This window comes from Thioclava sp. F36-6, from assembly GCF_002020305.1.
In the GTDB taxonomy this organism is placed as follows: domain Bacteria; phylum Pseudomonadota; class Alphaproteobacteria; order Rhodobacterales; family Rhodobacteraceae; genus Thioclava; species Thioclava sediminum.
On sequence record NZ_MPZX01000001.1, the window covers coordinates 810,551 to 836,857 of the forward strand.

27 protein-coding genes, 2 tRNA genes and 1 riboswitch are annotated in these 26,307 nt (G+C 65.6%); of the genes, 12 read left to right on the forward strand and 17 right to left on the reverse strand.

All coding sequences use genetic code 11. The features are described from left to right. Window positions 1-55: 55 nt before the first annotated feature. The gene (locus BMI88_RS03870) at window positions 56-1,003 is read right to left on the reverse strand and encodes a 1-phosphofructokinase family hexose kinase (RefSeq protein ID WP_078546213.1); all 948 of its coding nucleotides are present in this window, start codon (window positions 1,001-1,003) and stop codon (window positions 56-58) included. Between the two features lie 116 nt (window positions 1,004-1,119). On the opposite strand from BMI88_RS03870, the gene BMI88_RS03875 reads away from it, so the two are divergent. Together BMI88_RS03875 and BMI88_RS03880 are read left to right on the forward strand one after the other, a co-directional pair. Beyond that, on the forward strand, window positions 1,120-1,329 hold the full coding sequence (locus BMI88_RS03875; RefSeq protein WP_078546215.1) for a hypothetical protein: 210 nt from the start codon (window positions 1,120-1,122) through the stop codon (window positions 1,327-1,329). Window positions 1,330-1,348: 19 nt separating this feature from the next. Next, entirely contained in the window at window positions 1,349-2,347 is a 999-nt protein-coding gene (locus tag BMI88_RS03880; RefSeq protein WP_078546217.1) for a hypothetical protein, read from the forward strand. Window positions 2,348-2,479: 132 nt separating this feature from the next. On the opposite strand, the gene BMI88_RS03885 is transcribed toward BMI88_RS03880, so the two are convergent. Further along, a complete protein-coding gene (locus BMI88_RS03885) occupies window positions 2,480-3,412 on the reverse strand; it encodes an MBL fold metallo-hydrolase (RefSeq protein WP_078546219.1) in 933 nt (310 codons plus the stop codon). A 97-nt stretch (window positions 3,413-3,509) separates the two neighbouring features. Next, window positions 3,510-3,926 carry a metallopeptidase family protein gene (locus tag BMI88_RS03890; RefSeq protein ID WP_078546221.1) on the reverse strand — a complete coding sequence of 139 codons (417 nt, stop codon included), beginning with the start codon at window positions 3,924-3,926 and terminating at the stop codon, window positions 3,510-3,512. 97 nt (window positions 3,927-4,023) lie between these two features. On the opposite strand from BMI88_RS03890, the gene gltX reads away from it, so the two are divergent. The 4 genes from gltX to gcvP all read left to right on the forward strand — a co-directional run bounded on the left by gltX (window position 4,024) and on the right by gcvP (window position 10,097). Continuing rightward, the gene (gltX, locus tag BMI88_RS03895) at window positions 4,024-5,352 is read left to right on the forward strand and encodes a glutamate--tRNA ligase (RefSeq protein ID WP_078546223.1); all 1,329 of its coding nucleotides are present in this window, start codon (window positions 4,024-4,026) and stop codon (window positions 5,350-5,352) included. 166 nt (window positions 5,353-5,518) lie between these two features. Next, a riboswitch (glycine riboswitch) is annotated at window positions 5,519-5,609 on the forward strand. Between the two features lie 156 nt (window positions 5,610-5,765). Continuing rightward, window positions 5,766-6,869 (forward strand): glycine cleavage system aminomethyltransferase GcvT, encoded by a 1,104-nt coding sequence (gene gcvT / locus BMI88_RS03900; RefSeq protein WP_078547270.1) that lies wholly within the window; start codon window positions 5,766-5,768, stop codon window positions 6,867-6,869. 22 nt (window positions 6,870-6,891) lie between these two features. After that, complete coding sequence (gene gcvH / locus BMI88_RS03905) at window positions 6,892-7,251, forward strand: glycine cleavage system protein GcvH (protein ID WP_078546225.1); 360 nt, start codon at window positions 6,892-6,894, stop codon at window positions 7,249-7,251. 5 nt (window positions 7,252-7,256) lie between these two features. Beyond that, window positions 7,257-10,097 (forward strand): aminomethyl-transferring glycine dehydrogenase, encoded by a 2,841-nt coding sequence (gene gcvP, locus BMI88_RS03910; RefSeq protein ID WP_078546227.1) that lies wholly within the window; start codon window positions 7,257-7,259, stop codon window positions 10,095-10,097. Between the two features lie 82 nt (window positions 10,098-10,179). Here gcvP and glpX read toward each other — a convergent pair whose 3' ends face one another. From glpX to BMI88_RS03930, 4 genes are all read right to left on the reverse strand, one after another. Then, window positions 10,180-11,145: a class II fructose-bisphosphatase gene (gene glpX / locus BMI88_RS03915; RefSeq protein WP_078546229.1), complete on the reverse strand. Its 966-nt coding sequence runs from the start codon at window positions 11,143-11,145 to the stop codon at window positions 10,180-10,182. Between the two features lie 101 nt (window positions 11,146-11,246). After that, window positions 11,247-11,648 carry a VOC family protein gene (locus BMI88_RS03920; RefSeq protein ID WP_246831818.1) on the reverse strand — a complete coding sequence of 134 codons (402 nt, stop codon included), beginning with the start codon at window positions 11,646-11,648 and terminating at the stop codon, window positions 11,247-11,249. A gap of 4 nt (window positions 11,649-11,652) precedes the next feature. Further along, window positions 11,653-12,954, reverse strand: coding sequence for a homoserine dehydrogenase (locus BMI88_RS03925; protein ID WP_078546231.1), 1,302 nt, complete (start codon window positions 12,952-12,954; stop codon window positions 11,653-11,655). Between the two features lie 100 nt (window positions 12,955-13,054). Then, on the reverse strand, window positions 13,055-13,258 hold the full coding sequence (locus BMI88_RS03930; RefSeq protein ID WP_078546233.1) for a hypothetical protein: 204 nt from the start codon (window positions 13,256-13,258) through the stop codon (window positions 13,055-13,057). Between the two features lie 114 nt (window positions 13,259-13,372). Between BMI88_RS03930 and BMI88_RS03935 the strand changes: the two genes are divergently transcribed. Continuing rightward, window positions 13,373-13,960: a TetR/AcrR family transcriptional regulator gene (locus BMI88_RS03935; RefSeq protein WP_078546235.1), complete on the forward strand. Its 588-nt coding sequence runs from the start codon at window positions 13,373-13,375 to the stop codon at window positions 13,958-13,960. Between the two features lie 36 nt (window positions 13,961-13,996). On the opposite strand, the gene BMI88_RS03940 is transcribed toward BMI88_RS03935, so the two are convergent. Both BMI88_RS03940 and hisA read right to left on the reverse strand, forming a co-directional pair. Next, window positions 13,997-14,479 (reverse strand): hypothetical protein, encoded by a 483-nt coding sequence (locus BMI88_RS03940; RefSeq protein WP_078546237.1) that lies wholly within the window; start codon window positions 14,477-14,479, stop codon window positions 13,997-13,999. Window positions 14,480-14,581: 102 nt separating this feature from the next. Further along, window positions 14,582-15,301 (reverse strand): 1-(5-phosphoribosyl)-5-[(5-phosphoribosylamino)methylideneamino]imidazole-4-carboxamide isomerase, encoded by a 720-nt coding sequence (gene hisA, locus BMI88_RS03945; protein ID WP_078546239.1) that lies wholly within the window; start codon window positions 15,299-15,301, stop codon window positions 14,582-14,584. 145 nt (window positions 15,302-15,446) lie between these two features. Between hisA and BMI88_RS03950 the strand changes: the two genes are divergently transcribed. After that, on the forward strand, window positions 15,447-15,833 hold the full coding sequence (locus BMI88_RS03950) for a DUF2147 domain-containing protein (RefSeq protein ID WP_078519662.1): 387 nt from the start codon (window positions 15,447-15,449) through the stop codon (window positions 15,831-15,833). A gap of 52 nt (window positions 15,834-15,885) precedes the next feature. On the opposite strand, the gene BMI88_RS03955 is transcribed toward BMI88_RS03950, so the two are convergent. From BMI88_RS03955 to purD, 6 genes are all read right to left on the reverse strand, one after another. Then, window positions 15,886-16,551: an ATP-binding protein gene (locus BMI88_RS03955; protein ID WP_078546241.1), complete on the reverse strand. Its 666-nt coding sequence runs from the start codon at window positions 16,549-16,551 to the stop codon at window positions 15,886-15,888. Further along, entirely contained in the window at window positions 16,551-17,189 is a 639-nt protein-coding gene (gene hisH, locus BMI88_RS03960; RefSeq protein WP_078546243.1) for an imidazole glycerol phosphate synthase subunit HisH, read from the reverse strand. Before hisH ends, BMI88_RS03955 begins: the two co-directional genes overlap by 1 nt. Next, window positions 17,189-17,776: an imidazoleglycerol-phosphate dehydratase HisB gene (gene hisB / locus BMI88_RS03965; protein ID WP_078546245.1), complete on the reverse strand. Its 588-nt coding sequence runs from the start codon at window positions 17,774-17,776 to the stop codon at window positions 17,189-17,191. The genes hisH and hisB overlap by 1 nt, the downstream gene beginning before the upstream one ends. A gap of 127 nt (window positions 17,777-17,903) precedes the next feature. Continuing rightward, window positions 17,904-17,978 (reverse strand) — tRNA-Gly (locus tag BMI88_RS03970). 22 nt (window positions 17,979-18,000) lie between these two features. Beyond that, window positions 18,001-18,075: transfer RNA gene (locus BMI88_RS03975), tRNA-Gly, on the reverse strand. 441 nt (window positions 18,076-18,516) lie between these two features. Further along, entirely contained in the window at window positions 18,517-19,782 is a 1,266-nt protein-coding gene (purD, locus tag BMI88_RS03980) for a phosphoribosylamine--glycine ligase (RefSeq protein ID WP_078546247.1), read from the reverse strand. 93 nt (window positions 19,783-19,875) lie between these two features. Here purD and xseA point away from each other — a divergent pair, with 93 nt between their 5' ends. Beyond that, window positions 19,876-21,456 carry an exodeoxyribonuclease VII large subunit gene (xseA, locus tag BMI88_RS03985; RefSeq protein WP_078546261.1) on the forward strand — a complete coding sequence of 527 codons (1,581 nt, stop codon included), beginning with the start codon at window positions 19,876-19,878 and terminating at the stop codon, window positions 21,454-21,456. Window positions 21,457-21,459: 3 nt separating this feature from the next. Here xseA and BMI88_RS03990 read toward each other — a convergent pair whose 3' ends face one another. Both BMI88_RS03990 and BMI88_RS03995 read right to left on the reverse strand, forming a co-directional pair. After that, a complete protein-coding gene (locus BMI88_RS03990) occupies window positions 21,460-21,882 on the reverse strand; it encodes a hypothetical protein (protein WP_078546263.1) in 423 nt (140 codons plus the stop codon). 55 nt (window positions 21,883-21,937) lie between these two features. After that, complete coding sequence (locus tag BMI88_RS03995) at window positions 21,938-23,128, reverse strand: alkane 1-monooxygenase (RefSeq protein WP_246831819.1); 1,191 nt, start codon at window positions 23,126-23,128, stop codon at window positions 21,938-21,940. Window positions 23,129-23,250: 122 nt separating this feature from the next. On the opposite strand from BMI88_RS03995, the gene BMI88_RS04000 reads away from it, so the two are divergent. From BMI88_RS04000 to BMI88_RS04010, 3 genes are all read left to right on the forward strand, one after another. After that, window positions 23,251-23,889: a lysoplasmalogenase family protein gene (locus tag BMI88_RS04000; RefSeq protein ID WP_078546265.1), complete on the forward strand. Its 639-nt coding sequence runs from the start codon at window positions 23,251-23,253 to the stop codon at window positions 23,887-23,889. A 55-nt stretch (window positions 23,890-23,944) separates the two neighbouring features. Beyond that, a complete protein-coding gene (gene ftsY / locus BMI88_RS04005; RefSeq protein WP_078546267.1) occupies window positions 23,945-25,225 on the forward strand; it encodes a signal recognition particle-docking protein FtsY in 1,281 nt (426 codons plus the stop codon). 179 nt (window positions 25,226-25,404) lie between these two features. Continuing rightward, complete coding sequence (locus tag BMI88_RS04010) at window positions 25,405-26,307, forward strand: EamA family transporter (RefSeq protein ID WP_078546269.1); 903 nt, start codon at window positions 25,405-25,407, stop codon at window positions 26,305-26,307.

Below are 26,307 nucleotides of genomic sequence, written 5' to 3' on the forward strand. Positions count from 1 at the left end.
GCTCCTTTGGCGCTTTCATAACGCGCAGGTGCCGCGAGGCAAAGGGGCAGAGTGCTCAGACCGGCTCGACCGGACAATGCGGTAGGAGGCGGCGCACCATCGCGGCGGAACACAGATCGGTCGCAGGGGTGGTCACCGCCGCTGCTGCGCCCGCGGCGCCGTGCTGTAACGCCTCGCGGAAGGTCTTGCCGCGGGAAAGCGCCAGCGTGAAGGCCCCCACGAAACTGTCGCCCGCGCCCACTTTCGACACGACGTCGACCTTCGGAGCCACAGCGAACCAACGCGCATCCTTGGTGGCCAGCACATTGCCGTCCGCGCCGCGTGCCACGATCACCGCATGGGCCAGCCCGCGCCGCACGAGGTCTTGGGCGAAATCGGCGCTATCCCGGCGTTCGGGAAGTTTGCGACCCGCCAGCCCCTCGGCCTCCAGCTCGTCCATCCGCAGCACGTCGGCGGGTTGCGCCTCGCTTTCCATCAGTTGGTGCAGCGCTTCGCCGGAGGTGTCGAGGAAAAGCCGCGCCTTGGTCCGCGCCATCTTCGTCGCCAGACGCGCCGGGAAATCCTCGGGCACGCCGGGCGGTTGCGAGCCCGACAGCACCACGATCCCGCCTTCGGGCGCGGCCCGCGCGATCCGGCTGAGCGCTTTGGCTACATCGCGTGCGCCCCAGTCTGGCCCCGGCATCACGAAGCGATATTGCGCGCCCGTGCTTTGATCCGTGGCGGTCAGGCTCATCCGCGTCTCGCCCGGCGCGGGGAAGGGGAAGACGGCGATCCCGGCCTCGGCCAGAAGCCGCATCACCCGGTCGCCAGTGGTCCCGCCAAGGGCCACGAAAGCCGTCGAATTGCCCCCCAAGGCGGCGATCGCGCGGCTGACATTCAGGCCACCGCCGCCCGGATCCGTGAGCGGCCGCGTGCAGCGCAGCTTGCGCTCGGGCGCGACCTCGGGGGTCTCGATCGACAGATCGACCGTCGGGTTGAGCGTGATCGTGAGGATCGAGGTCATCGCGTCTCCTTTTGGCCCAGAGCCCGACTTTGCGGCGCGAAGCTCGCGCCTGTCAACGCAGTGTTAAGGGATGGTGCGCTATGACCTCTCCCGTGCTGTTTCAAAGGAGTGTGAGGATGGTCCCGGGTGCCGATGATCCGCGATGGAAGCGGGTTTTGACGAGTCAGAGCGATTTGAGTGCGGCGTCGCTGGCAACGAAGATCTTGATTGCGCGCTTGCGTCGCGAGGTGGCCGCGAGCCCGGCCTCGCTTGGCGACAAGATTGCGGAGCTGCGTGAGTTCGTCGCGAAAAATGCTTTTGCCGCCGGCGATGTCGCGGCGTTCTAGGCTCGAGAGGGGATCCGGGATGAAAAATGAGATGTTGAGCGTGGCCGAGGCCGCCGCGCGGATCGAGGCGGGTGACGTCATGGTCGTGGCGGGGGACGAGGCGCTTCTGGCGCAGCTCCCGCGCGGCAAATGGATCGGCGGCACCACGGTTTATTTCGTCACCGAAGAGGGCGGAGCGGTGGTGCGCGACAAGCTGTTCTGCACCCGGTTCGAGCGGGCAACGGGCGCGGTGCCGCGTTGGATCGGTGTGGGCGATCTGCCGAAGATCTCCGAAGGCTACGCCGAGAATGGCTTCACCATGATCATGATCCCCGCCTTCTCGGTGGCGCATTCCGATTTCGCGGTGGAGGGGCAGGGCTATCCCGGTCTCTTCGATCAGCCGCTGGCGGGCTGGATCACCGGGGTGCATCTCGATGAGCTGGGCAAGCGCGCGCCGAAGGTGTTCGACGGCGCGACGGGCGTGGCGCATGACGAAGGGGCGGTGCTGCTGCATGTCGAGCTGCCCGATGGCGTCGCGGCCGATCTCGACATCCTCAATATCTTCACCCAAGGCGAGGCCGAGGCGCAGACCTTCACCTTCCCGAAGGCGGGGTTCGAAGCCGAGGTGGCGACGGTCGAGGGGCAAGAGGTCAACCTCGCCCGCTACATCGCCGAGCATGAGCTCGACACGCGCCTACCGCTGGTCGCAAATTACGCAGGCACACTCGTCAATGTCTCGATCCAGGAGGTCGATGCCGAGGCCGGCAAGGTGAAATTCTACGCCCCTGTTGTCGAGGGGGTCGAATACCGTCTGGCGCAGGCGCTGGGCTCCTACGCGCAGGCCTTCGCTGAAGGCGCGGGGGGCAAAGGCGCCAACGAATATTCGTGCAACTGTATCCTGAACTATCTCTACGGCGAGCTGGAAGGACAGCGCACCGGCGGCTTCACCGGCCCCGTCACTTTCGGCGAGATCGCCTATATCCTGCTCAACCAGACCCTTGTGCGCATGGAGTTGCATGAGGGCGATGCCGCCGCCTGACGGGTGGGGCGCAGCCAGTCGCGGCCCTTACAGGCGTGCCCCTCTCAGAGCAGGGTGACATAAGAAAAGCGCGCGCCGGTCGGGCGCGCGCTTGAAATTCTCCGTGCGAGTTGGACCCGCACGCATCACGGATCAGACGTTGAGCTGATAGGTGATCGGGTGGAAGTGGAAGCCGGTGTCCAGCGCCTCGAGATGGCCGACGCCGGGGAAGGGCATATGGTAGCCGATGAAGGCCAGCTTGTCGGCGGCGACACGGCCCAGAAGCTTCTTGCGGGTCTTCGCGGCCATCTCTTTGTCCATGTCGTATTTCACTTCCCAATCGGGACGCTGAAGCGACCAGACATAGTGGTTCGAGGTATCGGCGGCGAGCATCAGGCCTTTGCCACCCGACTCCACCATGAATGCCATATGACCCGGTGTGTGGCCGAAGGCCTCGACCGCCGAGATGCCGGAGACGACCGAATCGCCACCCTTGAGATAGCTCATCTTCTCGGCCAGCGGACGGACCTTGGCCTCGAACGTGTCGTTGCCCGCATTCGACCAGTGGTCGAATTCCTTCTGGCCGGTGATATAGGCGGCATTGGCGAAGGTCTCGCCACCGTCGCCCATCAGCCCGCCGATATGGTCGCCATGCATATGGGTGATCACGACATGGGTGATGTCCTCGGGCGCGTGTCCGGCGGCGGAAAGTGCTGAGGTGATCCCCTCCGGCGACAGGCCGGTGTCGAAGAGGATTTTCTCCGAGCCGGTCTCAATCAGCGTCGGAGTAAAGAAATTCAACGACTTGTCGGCGGGGATATAAGCGGCTTCCGAGACGGCCGCGAAGTCTTCGGGGCTGGCATTCATGCCGAAGATCGTTTGCGGGTTTTCCAACTCGCGGGATCCGGCGAGCAGCGTGGTGATCGTCAGGTCGCCCATCTGCATCCGGCGATAACGCGGGATCGCGGGCGGGGCTTCGTTCGAGCTTTGCGCGGCGGCGCCGGTCCCGGTCAGAAGCGCGGGGGCGGCGGGCAGGAAAGCGGCGGTTTTCAATGCTGCACGGCGGGTCATGAAGGTCCTGGTCATCGGGTCTCTCCCTCTCGATGGTTGGTCTTCGCAGGTCGAAGTCTAGCGCATCGCGCCGCTTCCACAGAGTCGTGAACGTTGCGTGAGCCGCTTCGGTTCACTCCCACCAGCGATCGATCGACGAAATATCGCCATCCGACCACCCCAGATGATGCGCCAGTTCATGCACGAAAATATGGGTAATGAGGGCGCCGAGAGGCTCGTTGCCGCGCGACACCCACTCGTCGAGGATAGGCCGGCGGAAGAGCCAGATCACATCCGTGTGGCCGCCGGGGTCCATCACGGATTTCTCGGTCAGCGGGATCCCGTCATAAAGCCCGGTCAGCTCGAAAGGGTCCTCGATGCCCAGCTCGGCGAGCATCGCCTCGGAGGCGAAGTCTTCCACCCGGATCGCGACACCTTGCGCGGCGCGGGCGAATTCCGGCGGAAGCGCCGCGCGTGCGGCCTCGGCCAGCGCCTCGATCTCCTCGATGCCCGGCGCCATGACCTCCGCCCAGTCGTAACCCTCGCTCATCGCACTCTCCAAGCCGCTCTGCACGCGCCGCATGGCCCCTCATATGGACAAACGGGCCGCCTTATGAAAGAGCAGGCGCCAACAGGAGTTTGCCCAGATGACCACCGTTACCCGTTTCGCCCCGTCGCCCACCGGCTATATCCATGTCGGCAACCTGCGCACCGCGCTGATGAACTACCTGATCGCCCGCAAGACCGGCGGTCAATTCATCCTGCGCCTCGACGATACCGATCAGGAGCGTTCGAAGCAGGAATATATCGACGCGCTGAAGCAGGACCTCGAATGGCTCGGCATCGAATGGGACCGGGAAGAGCGTCAGTCGCTGCGGCTCGACCGCTATGCCGAGGTGGCCGAGCAGCTGAAGGCCGACGGTAAGCTTTATGAATGCTTCGAGAGCCCGACCGAATTGGACCTGAAGCGCAAGAAGCAGCTGAACATGGGCAAGCCGCCGGTCTATGACCGCGCGTCGATGCATCTGAGCGATGCCGAAAAAGACGCGATGCGCGCGGAAGGCAAGGAAGGTTACTGGCGCTTTAAGCTGGAACTCGAACGGATCGAGTGGAAAGACGGCATCCTTGGCGATCTGTCGATCGATGCGGCCTCCGTGTCCGATCCGGTGCTGATCAAGGCCTCGGGGCAGGTGCTTTACACCTTCGCTTCGCCGGTGGACGACGCGGATATGGGCATCACCCATATCGTGCGCGGCGGCGATCACGTCACCAATACCGCGACGCAGATCCAGATCATCGAGGCGATCGGCGGCAAGGTTCCGAGCTTCGCGCACCATTCGCTGCTGACCGGCCCGCGGGGCGAGGAACTGTCGAAGCGCCTTGGCGCGCTCTCGATCCGCGATCTGCGCGCCGAAGGCATCGCCCCCGAGGCGCTGCTGTCGATGATGGCGCGTCTGGGCTCGAGCCAGCCGATCGAACTGAAAATGTCGATCGACGAGCTGGCCGACGGGTTCGAGCTGAACCATTTCGGCTCGGCGCCGACGAAATTCGACCCGGCGGACCTGATCCCGCTGACCCGTGCGCGCAACCAGCACCTGCCGTTCTCGGCCGTGGCGAATCGTATCGCGGATCTCGGCATCCCCGAGGATCAGCGCGAGCGCTTCTGGAAGGTCGCCTCGCAAAATATCGACAAGCTCGACGATCTGAAGGGCTGGGCCGATCTGTGTCTGAACGGCGCGGAGCCGGAGATCGACGAGGAAGATCGCGACTTCATCGCTCAGGCCATGACGATGCTGCCCGCGCCGCCCTATTCCGACACCACGTGGAAGGACTGGACCTCGGAAGTGAAGGACGCGACCGGGCGCAAGGGCAAGGGGCTGTTCATGCCGCTGCGCAAGGCCGTGACCGGCATGGCGCATGGGCCCGATATGGGCGAGCTGATGCCGCTTCTGCACAAGGTTCCGGCGCGCGGCTGACGGCTCCGCCGCAGGCTCGCAAAACCAATTCCAAAAGCGCGAGGGGAGAACCCCTCGCGCTTTTTGTTTGGGCAATTCGCGACCTCGTGAGGTCGTTTTCGGCGGTAAAGCGGCGCTTTTGGCGATTGGGGCTTGTCAGTCGCGCGGGGCCTCAGGTAATCGGGAGAAGTTGGATACGGGAGAATCCGGGGGAAACCTCGGTGCCGAAGGAGCAACCGCCCCGGTAAACTCTCAGGCAAAAGGACCGTGCCCGACGAAGGACTCTGGAGAGTGATGCGGCGTGCAATCGCGGCATCCGCCGAAGGGATAACGATCTCAGGCGTCTGCATCGCAGGCACGGACAGAGGGGGCATCGGGCGAGCCGGAAGGCTCATGAATCGATGCCGGATCATCCGGCTGAAGGGGAGGCCGCGATGAGCGAGTTGAAACGCACACCGCTATACGATCTGCATGTTGAGCTGGGCGCCAAGATGGTGCCTTTCGCGGGCTACGAGATGCCCGTGCAATTTCCGCTGGGCGTGATGAAGGAACACCTGCACACCCGCGCGAAGGCGGGGCTGTTCGATGTCAGCCACATGGGGCAGGTGATCGTGCCGGGCGAAGGCGCTGCCGAGGCGTTCGAGGCGCTGGTACCGGTGAGCCTGATGGGGCTGAAAGAGGGCCGCCAGCGCTATGCGATGTTCACCGATGAGAATGGCGGCATTCTCGATGACCTGATGGTGGCGAACCGTGGCGATCATCTGTTCGTCGTGGTGAACGCGGCCTGCAAGGAAGACGACATCGCGCATATGCGGGCGCATCTGGAATCGGTCGAGGAGCTCACCGACCGCGCGCTCTTGGCTCTGCAAGGGCCCGCCGCCGAGGCTGTGCTGGAGGCGCTGGTGCCCGGCACCGCCAAGATGCGCTTCATGGATGTGGGCGTCTATCACTGGAACGGCGCGGAGCTTTGGATTTCGCGCTCGGGCTATACCGGTGAAGACGGCTACGAGATTTCCGTGCCCGCGGACCGCGCGGTGGAATTCGCCCGCAAGCTGCTCGCCGATGAGGCGGTGGAGCCGATCGGTCTCGGCGCGCGCGACAGCCTGCGGCTCGAAGCGGGGCTTTGCCTCTACGGCCACGATATCGACACCACCACGACCCCGGTCGAGGGCAACATCGCCTGGGCAATCCAGAAGGTGCGCCGCAAGGGTGGGGAGCGCGAAGGCGGCTTCCCCGGCGCGGATCGCATCCTGAGCGAATTGGAAAACGGACCGAGCCGCCTGCGCCTCGGCCTGCGCCCCGAGGGCCGCGCACCGATGCGCGAAGGCGTCGAGATTTTCGCCGAGGCCGAGGGGGGCGATCCGATCGGACGCGTGACCTCGGGCGGTTTCGGTCCCTCGATCGAGGCACCGATGGCGATGGCTTATTTGCCGGCCGAAACGCTCGAAGGCACCACCGTCTATGGCGAGGTGCGCGGCAAGCGTCTGCCCGCCAAGGTCGTTTCGATGCCCTTCCGCCCTGCCACCTACAAACGCTGAACAACCAATCGGGAGACGTTACATGAAATTCACCGAAGACCACGAATGGCTCAAAACTGAAGGCGACGTTGTGATCGTCGGCATCACCGAGCACGCTTCCGAGCAATTGGGCGATGTCGTCTTCGTCGAGCTGCCCGATGTCGGCGACACGGTCGAGAAGGGCGACGAGATCTGCGTGATCGAGTCGGTCAAGGCTGCCTCCGACATCCTCGCGCCGCTGGGTGGCGAGATCGTCGAGATCAACGAGGATCTGGCAGACAATCCGGGCCTCGTGAACGAAGACCCGCTGGGCAAGGCGTGGTTCTTCAAGATGAAACTCACCGACGCCTCCGCGCTCGACGGCTTCATGGACGAGGCCGCTTACAAAGACTTCATCGGGTAATATCCATGACCTTCACCCCCACGACTTACGACAGTTACGATTTCGCCAATCGCCGCCATATCGGCCCCTCACCGGCCGAGATGGAGGAGATGCTCAAAGCCGTGGGGGCGCCGGACCTCGACGCGCTTATCGCCGAGACGGTGCCGAAAAGCATCCGTCAGGGCGAGCCGCTGGGCTGGGCGCCGCTGACCGAATATGGCCTCCTGCAGAAGATGGAAGGCGTCGCGAAGAAGAACCGCGTGATGACCAGCCTGATCGGGCAGGGCTATTACGGCACGGTCACGCCGCCCGCGATCCAGCGCAATATCCTCGAGAACCCGGCCTGGTATACCGCCTACACGCCCTACCAGCCCGAGATTGCGCAGGGGCGTCTTGAGGCGCTTCTGAACTTCCAGACGATGGTGTCGGACCTGACCGGCCTGCCGGTCGCCAATGCGTCGCTGCTGGACGAGGCGACGGCGGCGGCGGAAGCCATGGCGATGGCGCAGCGCGTGGCGAAGTCGAAGGCCACCGCCTTCTTCGTCGACGAGAACTGCCACCCGCAGACCATCGGCGTGATCCAGACCCGCGCCGAGCCGCTCGGCATCGAGGTGATCGTGGGCGCGCCCGAGACGCTTGAGGCCGATAAGGTCTTCGGCGCGATCTTCCAATATCCGGGCACCTATGGCCATGTCCGCGACTTCACCGCCGAATGCGAGGCGCTCCATGCCGCGAAAGCCGTGGCCGTGGTCGCGACCGATCTTCTGGCGCTGTGCCTGCTCAAAGAGCCGGGCGCGATGGGCGCTGATATCGCCGTGGGCTCCGCGCAGCGATTTGGCGTGCCGATGGGCTATGGCGGCCCGCATGCGGCCTTCATGTCCTCCACCGACAAGATGAAGCGCGCGATGCCCGGCCGGATCGTCGGTGTCTCCATCGACAGCCACGGCAACCGCGCCTATCGCCTGAGTCTGCAGACCCGCGAGCAGCATATCCGCCGCGAGAAGGCGACGTCGAATGTCTGTACCGCACAGGCGCTTCTCGCTGTGATGGCGAGCTTCTACGCGGTCTTCCACGGCCCCGTCGGGCTGCGTGCGATCTCGGAACGCGTGCACCTTCTGACCGTGCAGCTGGCCGATGCGTTGAAAGCGGCAGGCGCCTTGGTGGAGCCCGCGAATTTCTACGATACGATCACCGTTGAGGTGGGCGTGGGCCAGCAGGGCATCCTCGCCGCCGCCCGTCATCGCGGGATCAACCTGCGCAAGGTGGGCCGCGACCGGGTCGGGATTTCGCTCGACGAGACCAGCGATCCGGGCGTGGTGGCCAAGGTGCTCGACGCCTTCGGGATCACCGAAGCGGCGCCCAAGGCCACGCAACCGGCGGTGCCGGATGCGCTGCTGCGCGAGAGCGATTACCTCACCCATCCGGTTTTCCACATGAACCGCGCCGAATCCGAGATGATGCGCTACATGCGTCGTCTCTCGGATCGTGACCTCGCGCTGGATCGCGCGATGATCCCGCTCGGGTCCTGCACGATGAAGCTCAACGCAGCCGCCGAAATGATGCCGCTGACCTGGCCGGAATTCGGCTCGCTGCACCCGTTCGTGCCGCTCGATCAGGCGCAGGGCTATGCGGAGATGATCGACGATCTGACCGCGAAGCTTTGCGAGATCACCGGTTATGACGCCTTCTCGATGCAGCCCAATTCGGGCGCGCAGGGGGAATATGCGGGGCTTCTGACAATCGCCGCTTATCACCACGCCAATGGCGACGATCAGCGCGATGTTTGCCTGATCCCGATGTCGGCGCATGGCACGAACCCGGCCTCGGCGCATATGGCGGGGATGAAGGTCGTCGTGGTGAATTCCGCGCCCAATGGCGACGTGGATCTGGAGGATTTCGAGGCGAAGGCGGCGGAGGCGGGCGACAAGCTCGCTGCCTGCATGATCACCTATCCCTCGACCCATGGCGTCTTTGAGGAGACGGTGAAGCGCATCTGCGACATCACCCACGAATATGGCGGTCAGGTCTATCTCGATGGCGCCAACCTCAACGCGCTGGTGGGGCTGGTGAAGCCGGGCGAGATCGGCTCGGATGTGAGCCACCTCAACCTGCACAAGACCTTCGCGATCCCGCATGGCGGCGGCGGTCCCGGCATGGGGCCGATCGGGGTAAAGTCGCACCTCGCGCCCTTCCTTCCGGGCCACCCGGAGACGGGCGGCGAAGAGGGGCCGGTGAGTGCCGCGCCCTACGGCTCGGCCTCGATCCTGCTGATCTCCTGGGCCTATATCCTGATGATGGGCGGGCCGGGCCTGACGCAGGCGACCCGCGTCGCGATCCTCGCTGCGAACTACATCGCCGCGAAGCTGAAAGAGGGCTACCCGATCCTCTTCATGGGCAATCGTGGACGTGTCGCGCATGAATGCATCATCGACACGCGACCCTTCGCGGACGTGGGCGTGACGGTGGACGATATCGCCAAGCGCCTGATGGATAACGGTTTCCACGCCCCTACGATGAGCTGGCCCGTGGCGGGCACGCTGATGGTGGAACCCACGGAATCCGAGACCAAGGCCGAGATCGACCGCTTCATCACCGCGATGCTGTCGATCCGCGACGAGATCCGCGAGATCGAGGCGGGCGAGATCACCCCCGAGGACAGCCCGCTGCGCCATGCGCCGCATACGGTGGAAGACCTCGTGGCCGATTGGGACCGGAAATATACCCGCGAACAGGGCTGTTTCCCGGCAGGCGCCTTCCGCGTCGACAAATACTGGCCGCCCGTGGGCCGGGTCGACAACGTCTTCGGCGACCGCAACCTGATCTGCACCTGTCCGCCGGTCGAGAGTTACGCCGACGCGGCGGAGTGACCGCCAGCCAGAATGAAGAAAGGCCGGAGCATCGCGCTCCGGCCTTTCTCTTCTTCTCGATAAAAATATCCAGACGCGCCGGTTACTTCACCGGGTTGCGGTAGATCACGCGGCGCAGCGAGCCGGTTTTCGAGCGCATCAGCATCGTCTCGGATTCGATATAGGTCGGCTCGCGCTTCACGCCCTTCACGATGGACCCGTCGGTCACGCCCGTCGCAGCGAAGATCACGTCCGAGCGCACCATGTCGTCGCGCGCATAGACCTTGTCGAGATCGGTGATGCCTGCCTTCTTCGCACGGCCACGCTCGTCGTCGTTGCGGAACAGCAGCTTGCCCCACATCTGACCGCCCATGCATTTCAGCGCCGAGGCCGCCAGCACGCCCTCAGGCGCGCCGCCCGAGCCCATATACATGTCGATGCCGGTGAAATCCGGCTCGGCGCAGTGAATGACGCCCGCCACGTCGCCATCGGTGATCAGACGGATTTTCGCACCGGTCTCGCGGACCTCGGCGATCATGTCCTCATGGCGCGGACGGTCGAGGATGCAGACCGCGATGTCCTTGGTCTCGACGCCTTGCGCCTTGGCCAGCGCCTGAACGCGCTCGGTCGGGGTCATGTCGAGCGAGACCACGTCCTTCTCGTAGCCCGGGCCGATGGCCAGCTTGTCCATGTAGACGTCGGGCGCGTGCAGCATCGTGCCGCGCGGCGCCATCGCGATCACGGTCAGCGCGTTGGGCATGTCCTTCGCGGTCAGCGTGGTGCCTTCCAGCGGGTCGAGCGCGATATCCACTTCCGGGCCGACGCCCTGACCGACTTCCTCGCCGATATACAGCATCGGAGCCTCGTCGCGCTCGCCTTCCCCGATGACCACGGTGCCGCGGATTTCCAGCTTGTTGAGCTGATCGCGCATCGCGTTCACCGCCGCCTGGTCGGCAGCTTTCTCGTCGCCGCGACCGATCAGGTCGGCGGAGGCATGAGCAGCCGCTTCCGACACGCGGGCGAGGCCCAGCGAAAGCATGCGGTCGTTGAAATCACTCGGAGGGGTCATTTGGGTCTTCCTGTCTGCCTAGGCGTTGTGGGCCGGGCATAGGTAAAGCCTGTGGGGGCGCGAAGGGCAACCCCGTGAACGCTAACAGGAGAGGCCAGCCGCTATTGCGGTGAAAAATGGCACGCAATGCAGAGCTTGTTGCCATCCGGGTCGCGAAAATAGGCACCGTAATAATCCGCGTGATAATGCGGGCGCAGCCCCGGCGGGCCCTCATCGGTGCCGCCCAGTTTCAGCGCGAGGGCGTACACGGCATCGACCGTCGCACGGTCGGGCGCATCGAATCCGACCATCGGCCCGTTGCCGGGGGCGGGGGCGTCGCCGTTGAAGGGGCGGGTGATAAAGAAGATCGGGCGGCTGCCATCCTCGGCGGTCCAGCCTGCCCACTGTTTGGCGGGCTCGGAAAAGCGCAGCGCCAGACCGAGCCGCTCCATCAGCGGGGCGTAGAAGGTCAGCGCCCGGTCGAGATCGGAGATGCCCAGCGAGACATGGCTCAGCATCCCCATCCGCTCAGACCTCTTCGATGCGGATCGCGATCGGCTCGCCCTCGACCACGCGGGTCGCGGGCAGGGCGTCGATCGCGGCGTCGATCGCGTCGCGGGTCGTCTTGTGGGTGACGATCAGCACCGGGGCCGAGGTGTCGGCATGGCCGTATTGGCGCATCCGGCTGATCGAGACGCCCGCCTCGCCCAGAACGGTCGCGACCTTCGCCAGCGCGCCGGGTTTGTCCGACAGTTGCAGGCGCAGGTAATAGGGCGCGGGGATCGCGGTGACGGCCGGGGTGGGGGCCTCGAGCTTGTCGGCGGGCTGGCCGAAGACCGGCAGCCGCAACCCGCGTGCGAGGTCCATCACGTCGCCCATCACGGCGCTCGCGGTCGGGCCTTCGCCCGCGCCTGCGCCACGCAGCACGATCTGGCCGACCGAGTCGCCTTCCAGAACGGTCATGTTGGTGCCGCCGGTCAGCTGACCCAGCGGCGAGGTTGCGGGCACGAGACAGGGCGTCATCCGCTGCTCCAGCCCGCGGCCGGTCATCTGCGCGACGCCCAGAAGCTTGATCTTGTAGCCCATATCGCCCGCGCGGCGGATATCGTCGATCGAAATACGCCCGATCCCCTCCAGCGTGACGTCGTCGAAAGCGACCTGCGTGCCGAAAGCGATGGAGGCGAGGATGGCGAGCTTGTGGCCCGCGTCGATCCCGCCCACGTCGAGGTTCGGATCAGCCTCGAGATAGCCAAGCGCGCGTGCCTCTTCGAAGACCGTGTCATAGGGCAGGCCCGCATCTTCCATCCGCGTCAGGATGTAGTTGCAGGTGCCGTTCATCACGCCCATCACGCGGCGGATACCGTTGCCCGCAAGCCCTTCGGTCAGCGTTTTGATGACCGGGATGCCGCCCGCGACGGCGGCCTCATAGCGGATCGTGCGGCCGAGGCTTTCGGCGAGTTCCGCGAGCGCCTGACCGTGATGTGCGAGCAGCGCCTTGTTCGCGGTCACCACGTCCTTGCCCGCTTTCAGCGCGGCTTCGGTTGCGTCCTTCGCGGGGCCTTCATGGCCGCCCATCAGCTCGACGAAGACGTCGATGTCGTCGCGCTTGGCGAGCGTCACCGCATCGTCTTCCCATGCATAGCTCGACAGGTCCGCATCGCGGTTCTTCGTGCGGTCGCGGGCCGAGACGGCGGTGATTTCGACCGGACGGCCCGCGCGGGCCGCCAGCAGATCGGCATGGCGTTGCACGATCTTCACCACACCGATGCCCACGGTGCCGAGACCCGCGATGCCAAGACGCAAGGGTGCGGTATCTGAGACGGCGGACATAGGGACCTCATGAGAGAAACTGGGTGGTTTGCGCCCTGTTAGCGGGAAAGCGCAGGCAGGGCAACGCGGCGTGCGGCTTCAACCGCTCTATGGCGTGATTTTATTGGCTGCGCATCGCGTCTGCGCGGGTGCGCAACGCATCGGCGCGAGCCTCCAGCTCGGGGGCTGGGTCGGGGGTGAGGGGTTGATCGGTCAGGATCTCGTCCATCGGCAGCAGCGCCGGATAGCCCTCCATCGACTGCTTCGAGCAGGCGGCGAGCGAAGCCAGCAGGGCAAACAGGGCGATCAGGGCAGGGGCGCGCATGGTTTCTCCTCTCGGGACAGGGGCAAACTATTGCGCCCACGGCCCCATTGCCAGTGCCGATTGCGCCGCAAATCGGGTTTGATAATGAACGCCCGTTCAGTTAGCGTCGGTATCATGGCACGCAAGACTGGCTCCCATTCCGAGATTACCGGCCCGAAGATCCGCGCCGAGGCGCAAAGGCTCTTTGCGCGGCATGGGTTTGCTGCGGTCTCGATGCGCCAGATCGCAGGCGCGGTGGGGGTGCAGGCGGGGGCGCTCTACCTCTACACGCCCGACAAAGAGGCGCTGCTGTTCGATCTGCTGAAGACCCACATGGACGAGTTGATCGCCGCGTGGCACGCCGAGCCCGCCGGGGTTGATGCCCATGCACGGCTGGAGCGTTTCGTGCGCTTCCACATCCGCTTCAACCTCGAGCGGGCGGAGGCGGTGTTCCTCAGCTATATGGAGCTGCGCAACCTGAGCCCGGAGAATTTCGCGGTGATCGAGGGGCTGCGCAAGACCTACGAGACCGAGCTGGAAGCGATCCTGAAGGCAGGGCAGGACGAGGGCGTGTTCCTGATCCCGGATACCAAGCTTGCGACGATGGCGATCATCGCGATGCTGACCGGGGTGAATACATGGTTCCGCGAAGGTGGTCGTCTGAGCCGCGCCACCGTGGCCGATATCTACTGGGATATGGTGCGCAAATCGGTGGGCGCTTGAGCTAAGGAAAAGGGCGGCTTGAGCCGCCCTTGATCGTCAGTTCAGGTTCGTTGTTGGGCCGATGACGGCTTCACTGGCCGGCGGAGGCGGCGCTGTGGGCGCTTTCGGCCGATCGAATTGCAGGCTGTGAATGCCGCCGAAGCCTTCCCAGCCGCCTTGGAAGAAGAGATCGCCGCCGACGGTCCAATGTTCGCCCATAAGGCCGCCCGTGCCGAACCAGCCGCGGCTGCCATAGCCCATGCCCAGTTCCGCCATGGCGTTGTCCTGTCCGGCGACGCCGGTCAGCTTGATCTTGCCCTGAACCGGTCCCGGACCAATGCCGAGATGCAGTGACAGCTTCGCCCCGTTGATGTCGCCATCCGGGTCGAGGTCGTAATTCATCGCGCCGAACACCCCTTCAAGGCCGCTCGCGCCCGGGCCGAAGGTCCAGTTCAGACCCACAAAGCCTTTGGTATCATTCGCCATGGCCGCGCTTGCGAGGCAAGCGGTCACCGCGGCAATCGTCATCATGCGTTTCATGGCACCCTCCACACTTGGTGTTAACGCTGGGTTAACCCTCACGCGGAAATTCACATGACGCAATGATTTGTGTCACTTGCGGTGGATTTCCTCAGCGCTGTGTCAGGCGCGCAGCGCGGCCAATGCCTCGGTCAGATCGAGTGCCCCGTCATAAATCGCCCGCCCCGAAATCGCGCCCGCGATCACGCCCGTGTCGCGCAGGGCGATCAGGTCGGGCAGGGACGACACACCACCGCTCGCGATGACCGGGATTTCGACCGCGCGGGCCAGTGCCTCGGTCGCAGCGATATTCGGTCCGCCCATCGCGCCGTCGCGCATGATGTCGGTGTAGATGATCGCGGCGACGCCCGCGTCCTCGAAGGACTTCGCCAGATCGGTGACCATCACATCGGTCTCTTCCGCCCAGCCCTTGGTCGCGACTTTGCCGTTGCGCGCGTCGATCCCGACGGCCACCTGACCGGGGAAGGCTTTCGCCGCCTCGCGCACAAGATCGGGGTTCTCGACCGCGACGGTGCCGAGGATCACCCGCGCCAGCCCTTTATCCAGCCAGCGCTCGATCGTCGCCATGTCGCGGATGCCGCCGCCCAGCTGCGCGGGGACCTTGATGCGCGACAGGATCGCCTCGACGGCGGCGGCGTTCACCGGCTCGCCGGCGAAGGCGCCGTTGAGATCGACCAGATGCACCCATTCGCAGCCCGCCGTCTCGAACTTGGCCGCCTGCGCCGCCGGGTCGTCGCCGAAGACCGTGGCCTTGTCCATCTCGCCATGCAGCAGACGCACGCATTGGCCATCCTTGAGGTCGATTGCGGGGTAGAGGATCATCTGTGGGCACTCCTGAACTGTCGCGATGCCTCTTGCCACGGGTTCGCGGATTTTCCAAGCCTGACGCGGACGTCACGTCAGGCTTGCCGGGAATCGCTCTTGCATGGCCTGATGCGGCCAGCAGGCAAAAGGGAGGAGATTTGCCATGAAGACTTTGATGATCGCCGCAGCGACCCTGGCACTGGGCGCAGGCGCGGCGCTTGCCGACCCGATCGAGGGCACCTGGAAGACGCAGCCCGATGACGGCGCCTATGCCTATGTGGACATCGCACCCTGCGGGTCGAAGTTCTGCGGCACCATTGTGCGGACCTTCAAGGGCGGCAGCGAGTACAAGTCGGAAAACCTCGGCAAGCAGCTCGTGATCGGGATGGAGCCGAAGGGCAACAACAAATACCAGGGCAAGGTCTGGCGTCCGTCCAACAACAAGATCTACCTCGGCAAGGTCACCGTGAACGGCAACGCGATGGCGCTGGCTGGTTGCGTGGCGGGCGGTCTGTTCTGCAAGTCGCAGGACTGGCAGCGCGTGAAATGATGTATTCCCCGGCCCCTGCGATGACGCGGCGGGCCGGGATTTCTCGCCGGGCTTACTCGGGGATCAGATCGGCGTAGGCGAACCCGTCGCGCATTACCGTCTCGCCCACCCGCACCGGGATCGGCGAGTCAAAGATAGGGCCCGCGCTGACGGCGGTGTGAAACTCGCCATTCTCGCCGCAGGGATCGACGCCTTCGGGCAGATCGGCCAGCAGGCTTTCATCGAACCGCCGCCCCGCGAAGCTGGGATCGAGTTTGCTCGGATCCACGGTCACCAGATGGGTCACGAACCCCGCCGCGATCATCTCGCGCGCCAGCTGATCCGTAGGCCGCTGCCAGAGCGGGAAGAGCGCCTCGACGCCGAGCGGCTTCAGCTTCTCGATCCGGTATTCGCGCACGTCTTCGAGGAAGAGATCGCCGAAGACCATCGTCTCGACGCCAAGCGCCTTCACCTGATCCATAGCCGAGGCCATCCGCGCCTCGTAATCCTCGTTCGAGCAGGGCCAGGGCAGCGGCACCTCGATCAGCGGCAGGCCCGCGGCCTTCGCCTGACGGCGCAGCAGCTCATTGCGCGTGCCGTGCATCGCGACCCGGTCGAAAGCCTCGTTGGTCGTCGACAGCAGCGCCACGACATCCGCGTGACCTTCGGTCCGGCAGGCATGCAGCGCCATCGCGCAATCCTTGCCCGAGGACCACGAGAGAACCGCCTTGGGCGCCATCAGGGTTTCCAGCCGAGGAAATTCGCGATCAGCCGCAGACCGGTCGCCTGAGATTTCTCCGGGTGGAACTGGGTGCCCACGATATTGTCGCGGCCCACGATCGCGGTGATCTCGGCGCCATATTCGGCATAGGCCAGACGGTGTTCGGGCTCGGCTACGTTGAAGTGGTAGCTATGCACGAAATAGGCGTGATCGCCGGTGTTGATGCCTTTCAGCACCGGGTGATTGTAGCCGACCACCAGATCGTTCCAGCCCATATGCGGGACCTTCATCGACGGATCGGAAGGCTCGATCTTCACCACTTCTCCGGGGATCCAGCCGAAGCCCTCTGTCTCGCGGAACTCGAGCCCGCGCGTCGCCAGCATCTGCATCCCGATGCAGATCCCGAGGAAGGGGCGGCCCTTCACGGTCACCGCCTCTTCGATCGCCTGCGCCAGCCCCTCGAAGCGATAGAGCGCCGCGCTGCAGGACGGAAACGCCCCGTCGCCCGGCAGCACGATCCGATCGGCGCGCGCGACGACGTCGGGCTCCGAGGTTACGACGATCGTGCCGTGACCCGTCTCGTTCGCCATGCGCTGAAACGCCTTCTCGGCCGAGTGCAGGTTGCCCGAATCGTAATCGACCAGTGCCGTGAGCATCAAAGCGCCCCTTTGGTCGAGGGCAGCACGCCGCCCATGCGCGGATCGGTTTCGACCGCCATGCGCAGGGCCCGGGCGACCGATTTGAACGCGGCCTCGGCAATGTGGTGGCTGTTGAAGCCATGCACGCGGTCGATATGCAGCGTGATTCCGCCATGGGTGGCGAGCGCCTGGAAGAACTCGCGCACCAGTTCGGTGTCGAACGTGCCGATCTTGTCGGTGGGCATGTCGCAATTCCACACGAAGAAGGGGCGCGCGGACAGATCCAGCGCGCATTGCACCTGCGTGTCGTCCATTGCCAGTGCGAAATGGCCGTAGCGGCGGATGCCCCGCTTGTCGCCAAGCGCCTGCACCAGCGCCTGACCCAGTGCGATCCCGGTATCTTCGACCGTGTGGTGATCGTCGATATGCAGATCGCCCTTCGCGCGCACGGTCATGTCGATCAGCGAATGCCGCGCGAGCTGGTCGAGCATGTGGTCGAAGAAGCCCACGCCCGTCTTGTTATCGAATTGACCGGTGCCATCGAGATTGATCTCGACGTTGATCTCGGTCTCGGCGGTCTTGCGGCTGATCGTGGCTTTGCGCATGGGGCGCCTCCTTGAAACTCACCGCCTTATAGGCCGGGGCAGGGGGCGCGCTCAAGCGGGGGCATGTCGATTGACGGGCAGTGGGGCGGAAAAACAAAAGCCTCCCCGAAGGGAGGCTTTTTTGTATTGGAGCGGGCGAGGCGATTCGAACGCCCGACCCTAACCTTGGCAAGGTTATGCTCTACCCCTGAGCTACGCCCGCATCCTTGGGTATTTGACCGAACTGGAGCGGGCGAGGCGATTCGAACGCCCGACCCTAACCTTGGCAAGGTTATGCTCTACCCCTGAGCTACGCCCGCGCCGGTTCGGTGGAGGCGGATTTAGGGGATAGCGGCGTAGGCTGCAAGAGGAAATTTTGCGCGAAGGGGAAAATTCCTGCCTGACGTTTCGGCAGGCGGTGCTTTGCCTCAGTGGGAGCGGCAAATGCTGCAAGCCGGGGCTAGCACATCTTCACCATGACGGAGTTTTCCTGCGCCAAGCGAGGGGGCTCTGCCCCCGCTGGCTGCGCCAGCCCCCCGCGATATTTGACCCAAGCCGAAAACGAAAAATGCCCGACTCGATCCGCAGAAGGGCGGGCGAGCCGGGCACGTTCGTCTTGGGCGGTCATCGGCGTCCCCGCCTGTTCCGCGAATCCTTGATAGCCTGAGCGTAGTTAATGTTCCGTTGCGCCCGTTCGGCTTGGTGGAAATATCTCGGGGGGCGCGCGGAACGCGAGCGGGGGCAGCGCCCCCTGTCACGCCTCAGCTCAGCGCCCGCCAGCCGATATCGCGGCGACAGAAGCCCTCGGGCCAGTCGATCGCATCGACCATTTCATAGGCCCGATCGCGCGCTTCCTGCAGGCTCTCGCCGCGGGCGGTGACGTTGAGCACGCGGCCGCCCGTCGCGACGACGTGTCCGTCTTTCTCAGAGGTGCCAGCGTGGAAGACCATGCGCGAGCCGTCTTCGGGCAGCGCGTCGAGCCCGCCGATCACCGAGCCTTTCTCATAGGCGCCGGGATAGCCCTGCGCGGCCATGACCACCGTCATCGCGTGATCGGGCGCCCACTGCGCCTGCACCTCGCCCAGCCGCTCTTCCGCGCAGGCCAACAGCAGATCGAGCGCCTGCGCTCCGAGCCGCAGCATCAGCACCTGACATTCGGGGTCGCCGAAGCGCACGTTATATTCGACCAGACGCGGCTGGCCATCCTTGATCATCAGCCCGGCATAGAGCACGCCCTGGAACGGGGTGCCGCGCTTGGCCATCTCGGCGACGGTGGGGCGGACGATCTCGTCCATCGCCTTCGCCTCGATCTCGGGGCTCAGGATCGGGGCGGGGGAATAGGCGCCCATGCCGCCGGTGTTCGGGCCGGTATCGCCTTCGCCGACGCGCTTGTGGTCCTGCGCGCCGCCCACGGCGAGCACGTTCTCGCCATCGCACAGCACGAAGAGCGAGGCTTCCTCGCCCTCCATGAATTCCTCGATCACGACTTCCGCGCCCGCGCTTCCGAACGCGCCGCCGAAAATCTCGTCGATGCCATTGAACGCCTCATCGAGCGTCATTGCGACGATCACGCCCTTACCGGCGGCGAGACCGTCTGCCTTGACCACGATCGGGGCGCCCTGTTCGCGTACATAGCCTTTCGCGCCTTCCGCGCTGGTGAAGCGGGCATAGGCTGCAGTGGGCGCGTTGCAGGCGTCGCAGATCTCTTTCGTGAAGGCTTTCGAGGCTTCCAGCTTCGCGGCCTCAGCCGAAGGGCCGAAGGTCAGGATGTTCTGCGCGCGCAGCGCATCGGCCACGCCCGCTGCCAGCGGCGCTTCCGGCCCGATCACCACGAAATCGACCGCATTGGCCTCGCAGAGTTCCAGCACCGCCGCCGCATCGTTCGGATCGATCGCCGCGCAATCGGCGATCTGCGCGATCCCGGCATTGCCCGGGGCCACGATCAGCCGGTCGCATTTCGGATTTTGCTTGATCGCCCAAGCCAGCGCATGTTCGCGCCCGCCGCCGCCCAGAACCAGAATGTTCATCGCTCGCCCCCTTGGCCTTCGCTTTCCCGCCTTCTAAGCTGCGCGAAACTCTGAGGCAAGGCGCCCCGGACCAACGCTCAAGCAGGCAGGCATATGGACCTTCTCGACGACGAAAACGGCTCGAACGCGCATGACTACACGGTCTCCGAGATTTCGGGGGCGGTGAAGCGGGTGATCGAGGGCGAATTCGGCCGCGTCCGGGTGCGTGGCGAAGTGGGCCGCGTGTCTATGCCGCGCTCGGGCCATATGTATTTCGATCTCAAGGACGACCGCTCGGTGATCGCCGCCGTCAGCTGGAAGGGGCAGGTGGCGAAAATGCAGGTCCGCCCCGAGGAAGGGATGGAGGTCATCGCCACGGGCCGGATGACGACCTTCGCGGGCCAGTCGAAATACCAGCTGATCGTCGACAATGTCGAACCGGCGGGCGCGGGTGCGCTGATGGCGATGCTGGAGGCGCGGCGCAAGGCGCTGGCCGCCGAGGGGCTGTTCGACGCGGGCCGCAAGAAGCCCATTCCGTGGCTGCCGCAGGTGATCGGCGTGGTGACCTCGCCCTCGGGCGCGGTGATCCGCGACATCCTGCACAGGCTCGCCGACCGCTTCCCGCGCCATGTGCTGATCTGGCCGGTGGCGGTGCAGGGTCAGGCCTGTGCGCCAGAGGTGGCGCGCGCGGTGCGGGGCTTCAACGCACTGGCGCCGGGGGGGGGGATCCCGCGCCCCGATCTGATCATCGTCGCGCGCGGCGGCGGCTCGATCGAGGACCTTTGGGGCTTCAACGAGGAGGCCGTGGTGCGCGCCGTGGCCGAAAGCGACATCCCGGTGATCTCGGCGGTGGGCCACGAGACCGATACGACGCTGGTGGATCACGCCGCTGACCGGCGTGCGCCCACGCCCACGGCGGCGGCGGAAATGGCGGTGCCGGTGCGCGCCGAACTGGCCGCTTGGCTGTCGGAGGCGCAGACGCGGATGATGCGGGCGGCGCGCGGGCGGCTCGATCAGCGCGGCCAGCGGCTGCGCGATCTGGCGCGCGGGCTGGGCCGTCCCGAGGCGCTAACGCAACCGGCGCGGCAAAGCTTCGATCTCTGGGCCGAGCGGCTGGGCCCTGCGCTGCGCACGCTGGTCCTGCGCAAGAATACCCGCTTCGCGCCGCTGGCTGCGCAAATTTCGCCGAACCTGCTGCGGCGCTTCATCCGGGACCGCTCGCGTGAGATCGACGGCTTGTCGGCGCGGTTGGCGCCGGCACCGGCGGCCCGGATGCGGCGCGCGACCCAGGATCATACGCAGCTTGCGCGGCGGCTGGATGCGGCGCGGGTGCGGATGATCGGCGATGCGCAGCGGCGCAACCGCGATGGCGCCGAGCGGCTGGCGGGGCTGGAAACCCGGCTCGAGCGCTCCTTGCCGGCGCGGCTCGAGGCGCAGCGCGAACGGCTCGAGCGGCTCGACCGGATGCGCCAGACGCTGGGCTATACCGAGACGCTCAAGCGCGGCTATGCGGTGGTGCGCGGCCCCGACGGCGTGGTGACCTCGCAAGCGGTGGCGGAGAAGCAGCCCGGTCTCGAAATCGAGTTCGCCGATGGCAAGCTCGCTGTCATCCCGGGCGGGGGCGGCAGTGCGACCGCGCCGAAGCCGAAGAAGAAAAAGCCCGATCCGGGCCCGTCTCAGGGCAGTCTGTTCTGAGGCTTACACGCCCACATCCGGGCCCTGACAGCCTAGCGGGTCGTGGCTTTCCGACAGGCTGACCAGCGGCTCCTGCGAGGGATCGCCCTTGAACTGCGCGACCAGCCCCTGCGCCGTATCGTAGAAGGTCCAGCATTGCAGCGGCGCGTATTCGCCGTAATCGAAGCAGATATACTGCCCGTCCTGATACCAGTCGCCTTCCTTGCACTCGCTTTCGGTGAAGGCCCAGATCACCTTGTGGCCGGGCTTGTATTGCTCGGAGCCGTAGGGTTGGCCGAAGACCGAATAGGTGATGGTGCGCCCGACGGTGCGCTGATCGAATTGCTCCGCATTGAGCGGTGGGCCGAGCGGGTCGGCAGCACGCGCAAGCGTCGGTATCAGGGCCAAGGCCGCAAGGGATAAAGTCAGGATCGGGTTCGGGCGCATGGGGGAGGCTCCGGCAAGGTCTTTCACCCAACCTGCCAGATCGCGGCCCGCTTGCCTAGCGCGCGCTGGGCGCGTCGGCGTCGGCTGGCTTGCCCTGAAGCGCTTTCACGCGCTTGTCCATGATCCGACGCCAGAGCGGCGGGAACAGCGCCAGCGCCGCCATCGCGGGCAGGCTGCGCGGCAGGACGGGCCGCCGCGGCTCGGTCAGATCGCCAAGTCGCAGCGCCGGGTATTCCCGCGCCGGATGCGCGTGGTGATCCGAATGGCGCGGCGCGTTGAGCATCCACAGCGAGGTGATCGGCGCGGGCGCATCCCAGCTGTGATGCGCATCGACCGGATCGAAACTGCCATCGCCACGGCGTTTGCGTGACAACCCGTAATGCTGGACGTAATCGGCGAGCAGGATCTGCACCTGCGCATAGGCGCAGAGCATCAGGTAAGCCACCACGCCCTCGGCCCCAAAGAGCATCCCGAACAGCACCGCGAACCACAGCCCGCCCAGCAGATAGGACGGGTAGGGGCCGAGCCGCGCGATCCTCGCCTTGATCCGCGCGCTCAGCGGCGCTTTCGGATCGATCGCAGGCAGGCGGGCGAAGCGGTTGCGCTCCATCTCGTAGCCGCCGATGAAGCTGCCGATCCAGGCCCGCGGCGCAAACGACCAGAACCCCTCGCCAAGCTGCGCGGAATTCGGATCGTCCGGCGTCGCGACGAAACGGTGATGGACAAGCCGGTGCGCCGAGGTGTGATGCCCGAAGAGCAGCGAGATATAGACCCATTTCCCCAGCAGAAACAGCCGTTTGTCCGAGCGATGGATCAGCTCATGCGCGTTCGAGTTCGACACCTGTCCGAAGAACAGCCCGAAGGCCAGCCAGACCGCGATCCAGCTTGGGCCCTCCAGCAGCGTATGCCCCGACATCGCCGCCACACCGAGCACGAGCAGCACGAAATGCACCACCGCCAGCGTCGTCGACAGCGCGTCCGCCGCGGGGAATTCGGAGCCTTCCGGCGCATCGGGGGAGGGATGCTTCAGCGCCTCATCCAGGATGAACATGCACAGCCCGATCCAGACCAGCGCCGCCCAGGCCGCGATCCCGCCGAAGACACCCGCCACCAGCAGAAGCGGCACCGGCAGAAGCGTCACCACCGCGAAACTGTCGACCCCGGGGATCTCGCGCGACCGCCGCAGCAGATCTGCAATTGCTCCGCTCAGGCGGCGCTTGCGTGAAGGGTCTTTGCCTTGGGGCACGTGCTGCGGGTCCGCTTCGCTCACTCTCAATAGTGCAATGGTTTTGCGCTATTCTTTCGCCAATTTCGACCCTTTTATGACCCCGCTTGCGACGGCCGGGCTTTTCTGCGCGAGATGTGGCCATGATGTCCGCAGCCCCGATCAGTCTCCTCATCGCCGCCGTCTTCGCGCTGATTTACCTCGCACGTCATGCGGGTGCTGGGGAAAGCGGTGCGAAAACCCTTGTGAAGACCGCCTCCGTCGTGGCGCTGATTCCGATGGCGGCGGCCATGGGCGCGCCGCTTGCGATACTCGCGGGTCTCGCGCTCGGGGCGGCGGGCGATTTCGCCCTGTCGCGCCCCGGCCAGCGGGCCTTCCTGATCGGCATGGCGGCTTTTGCTGCGGGGCATCTGGCCTATCTTCTGGGGTTCCTCGACATGGGCGCGCAGCCCTCCGCCTGGACTATCCCGCTCATCGCGCTGGGGCTCTCGGCGGAGTTCTGGCTGCTGCCGCGCACGGGCGGACTGTGCTGGCCGGTGCGCAGCTATATCTGGATCATCGTGGCGATGGCGGCGGTGGCGATGGGCCTGCCTGCGGGCTATCTGATGGTGGTCGTGGGCAGCCTCGCCTTCGTCCTCTCTGACCTGATCCTCGCGCTGGAGATGTTCGTGCTGCGCGACGCTGGCCGCAAACAGCTGGCGGCACGCGCGCTCTGGGTGCTCTACTGGGGCGGTCAGGCCTTGATCGGCTGGGGCGCGGGATCCGGTTTTGCCGGGGGATAAGCCTTCCATCCGGGCCTGCGATGAACTAGGTGGAGCGTAAGGAAAGGCCTGATCCATGTCGTTTTTCAAAAAGCTCAAATCGCGTCTGACGCGTTCCTCCTCGAAGCTCGAGCAGGGCCTCGAGGATATCGTTGCCGAGAATGCGGCCAGTGAAGACGAGGTCGCGCAGACGCCGGAACCTTCCGCGCCCGCGACGCCCGCAGAGACCTCCCCCGAGGCCGCGCCGCAGACCCGCGCCGAACCCGCGCCGGAACCGGAGCCCGAGGCAGAGCCTGAGCCCGAACCGCGGCACAGCGAGACGATCAACCTCCCCGATCCGACGCCACCTGCGCCCGGCTACGTGCCCGCGCCGGTGACCGAACCGGTCGAGGAGGAGCACGCGCAGATCGCCAAAGCGCCGCTCGACGTCGAGCCCGCGCCCGAACGTCCCAGCCCCGAGCCGAAGAAACCCGGCCTTCTGGGCCGCATCTTCGGCGGCGGCGAGGCGAAACCCGCCGAGCCGCGCCGCGTCCTCGATGACGAGATGTTGGAGAGCCTCGAAGAGCTGCTGATCGCCTCCGACATGGGCGTGGACACCGCGCTGCGCGTCTCGGCGAACCTCGCGGAGGGGCGGATGGGCCGCAAGCTCTCGGTCTCCGAGATCAAGGGGCTGCTGGCCCAAGAGGTCGCCCGGATCATGGAGCCGGTCGCGAAGCCGCTGCCGCTTTACCCGAGGAAGCCGCAGGTCGTGCTGGTGGTGGGCGTCAACGGCTCGGGCAAGACCACGACGATCGGCAAGCTTGCCTCGCAATTCCGCGCAGCCGGCAAGCAGGTCGTGATCGCGGCGGGCGATACGTTCCGCGCGGCTGCGGTCGAGCAGCTTCAGGTCTGGGGCGATCGCGCCGGCGTGCCGGTGCTGACCGCGCCCGAAGGCTCGGACCCGGCCTCGCTCGCCTATGATGCGATGAAGAAGGCCGAGGCCGAGGGCGCTGACCTTCTGATGATTGACACGGCAGGCCGGTTGCAGAACCGCGCCGACCTGATGGAGGAGCTGGCCAAGATCGTCCGCGTGATCCGCAAGGTCGACGAGACCGCGCCGCATAACACGCTTCTCGTGCTCGATGCGACGACAGGGCAGAACGCCCTGCAACAGGTCGATGTCTTCCGCAAAATCTCGAACGTGTCGGGGCTGGTGATGACCAAGCTCGACGGCACCGCGAAGGGCGGCGTTTTGGTGGCGCTGGCCGACAAGTTCGGCCTGCCGATCCATGCGATCGGGGTGGGCGAGCAACTCGACGATCTGGCGCCTTTCGATCCGGAGGAATTCGCGCAGGCTCTCGTCGGTCTCGAAGACTGACGCCGCGAAGGGGGCGCCGCCCCCCGCGCTTGCGCGCGCCCCCCGGGATATTTGTGCAAGAGCGAAGAGAGGGATGCGCCTTTCCTCTTCCTCTTGGTCGAAATATCCCGGGGGTGAATGGCCCCTGAGGCCAGAGGGGGCAGCGCCCCCTTGCCGCCGACATCACGAAGGACTTCCCCTTGAGCGACTGGATAATCTCCGTCTCGGGCACCGAGACCGGCAAGCACCTCGCGCTGAGCCTCGCTCTGCTCGCGGCCTTTCTTCACGCGCTGTTCGGGGCGTTGCAGAAGGGGCGGCACGATCCTTGGCTCAGCCGCGCCGCGATCGATGCGAGCTACGGGATCATCGCAGCCCCCTTCGCGCTTTTCGTGGTGCCGTGGCCCGAGCCCTTCATGTGGCCGATCTTCGTGGGCGTGTTCTTCATCCATGTCGCCTACAAGCTGCTGCAGGCGGCCTGCTACCAGCGCGGGGCCTATACGGTGGTCTATCCGGTCGTGCGCGGCACCGGACCGCTTTTCGCGGTCATCGGGGCGGGGTTCATCTTCGGTGAGCATTTCACGCTGGGCCAATGGGCCGGAGTGGCGACGCTTCTGGCAGGCATCTACGGGCTTGCGCTCTACAACCTGCGCAATGTGACGGTCGATCGCGAGACGATGGTGCCCGCCCTGATGCTGGCCGTGGCGACCGGCGCCTTCGTCGCGCTTTACACCACCTATGACGCCTATGGCATCCGCGCGACCGCCGATCCGTTCACCTTCCTTGCGTGGTTCTTCTTCATCGACGGCTGGTTCATGCCGATCTTTACCGCGCGGCGCTGGACGAAGCTGCCGAGTTCGGAAATGGTGCCGCTCATCAAGAGGGGTGTTATCGGCGCGATTGTTGCTTATTTCTCCTTTGGCTCGATCATGTTGGCGACACGGCTCGACAAGGTGGGCGAGGCGGCGGTGCTGCGCGAGACGTCTACGGTCTTCGCAGCGCTCATCGGCTGGCTCGTGCTGGGCGAAAAGGTGGGGCCGCGGCGCACGGCCCTGATGGCGCTGATCGCGGCAGGGGCCGTGATCGTTGAGATAGCAGGCAGGTAA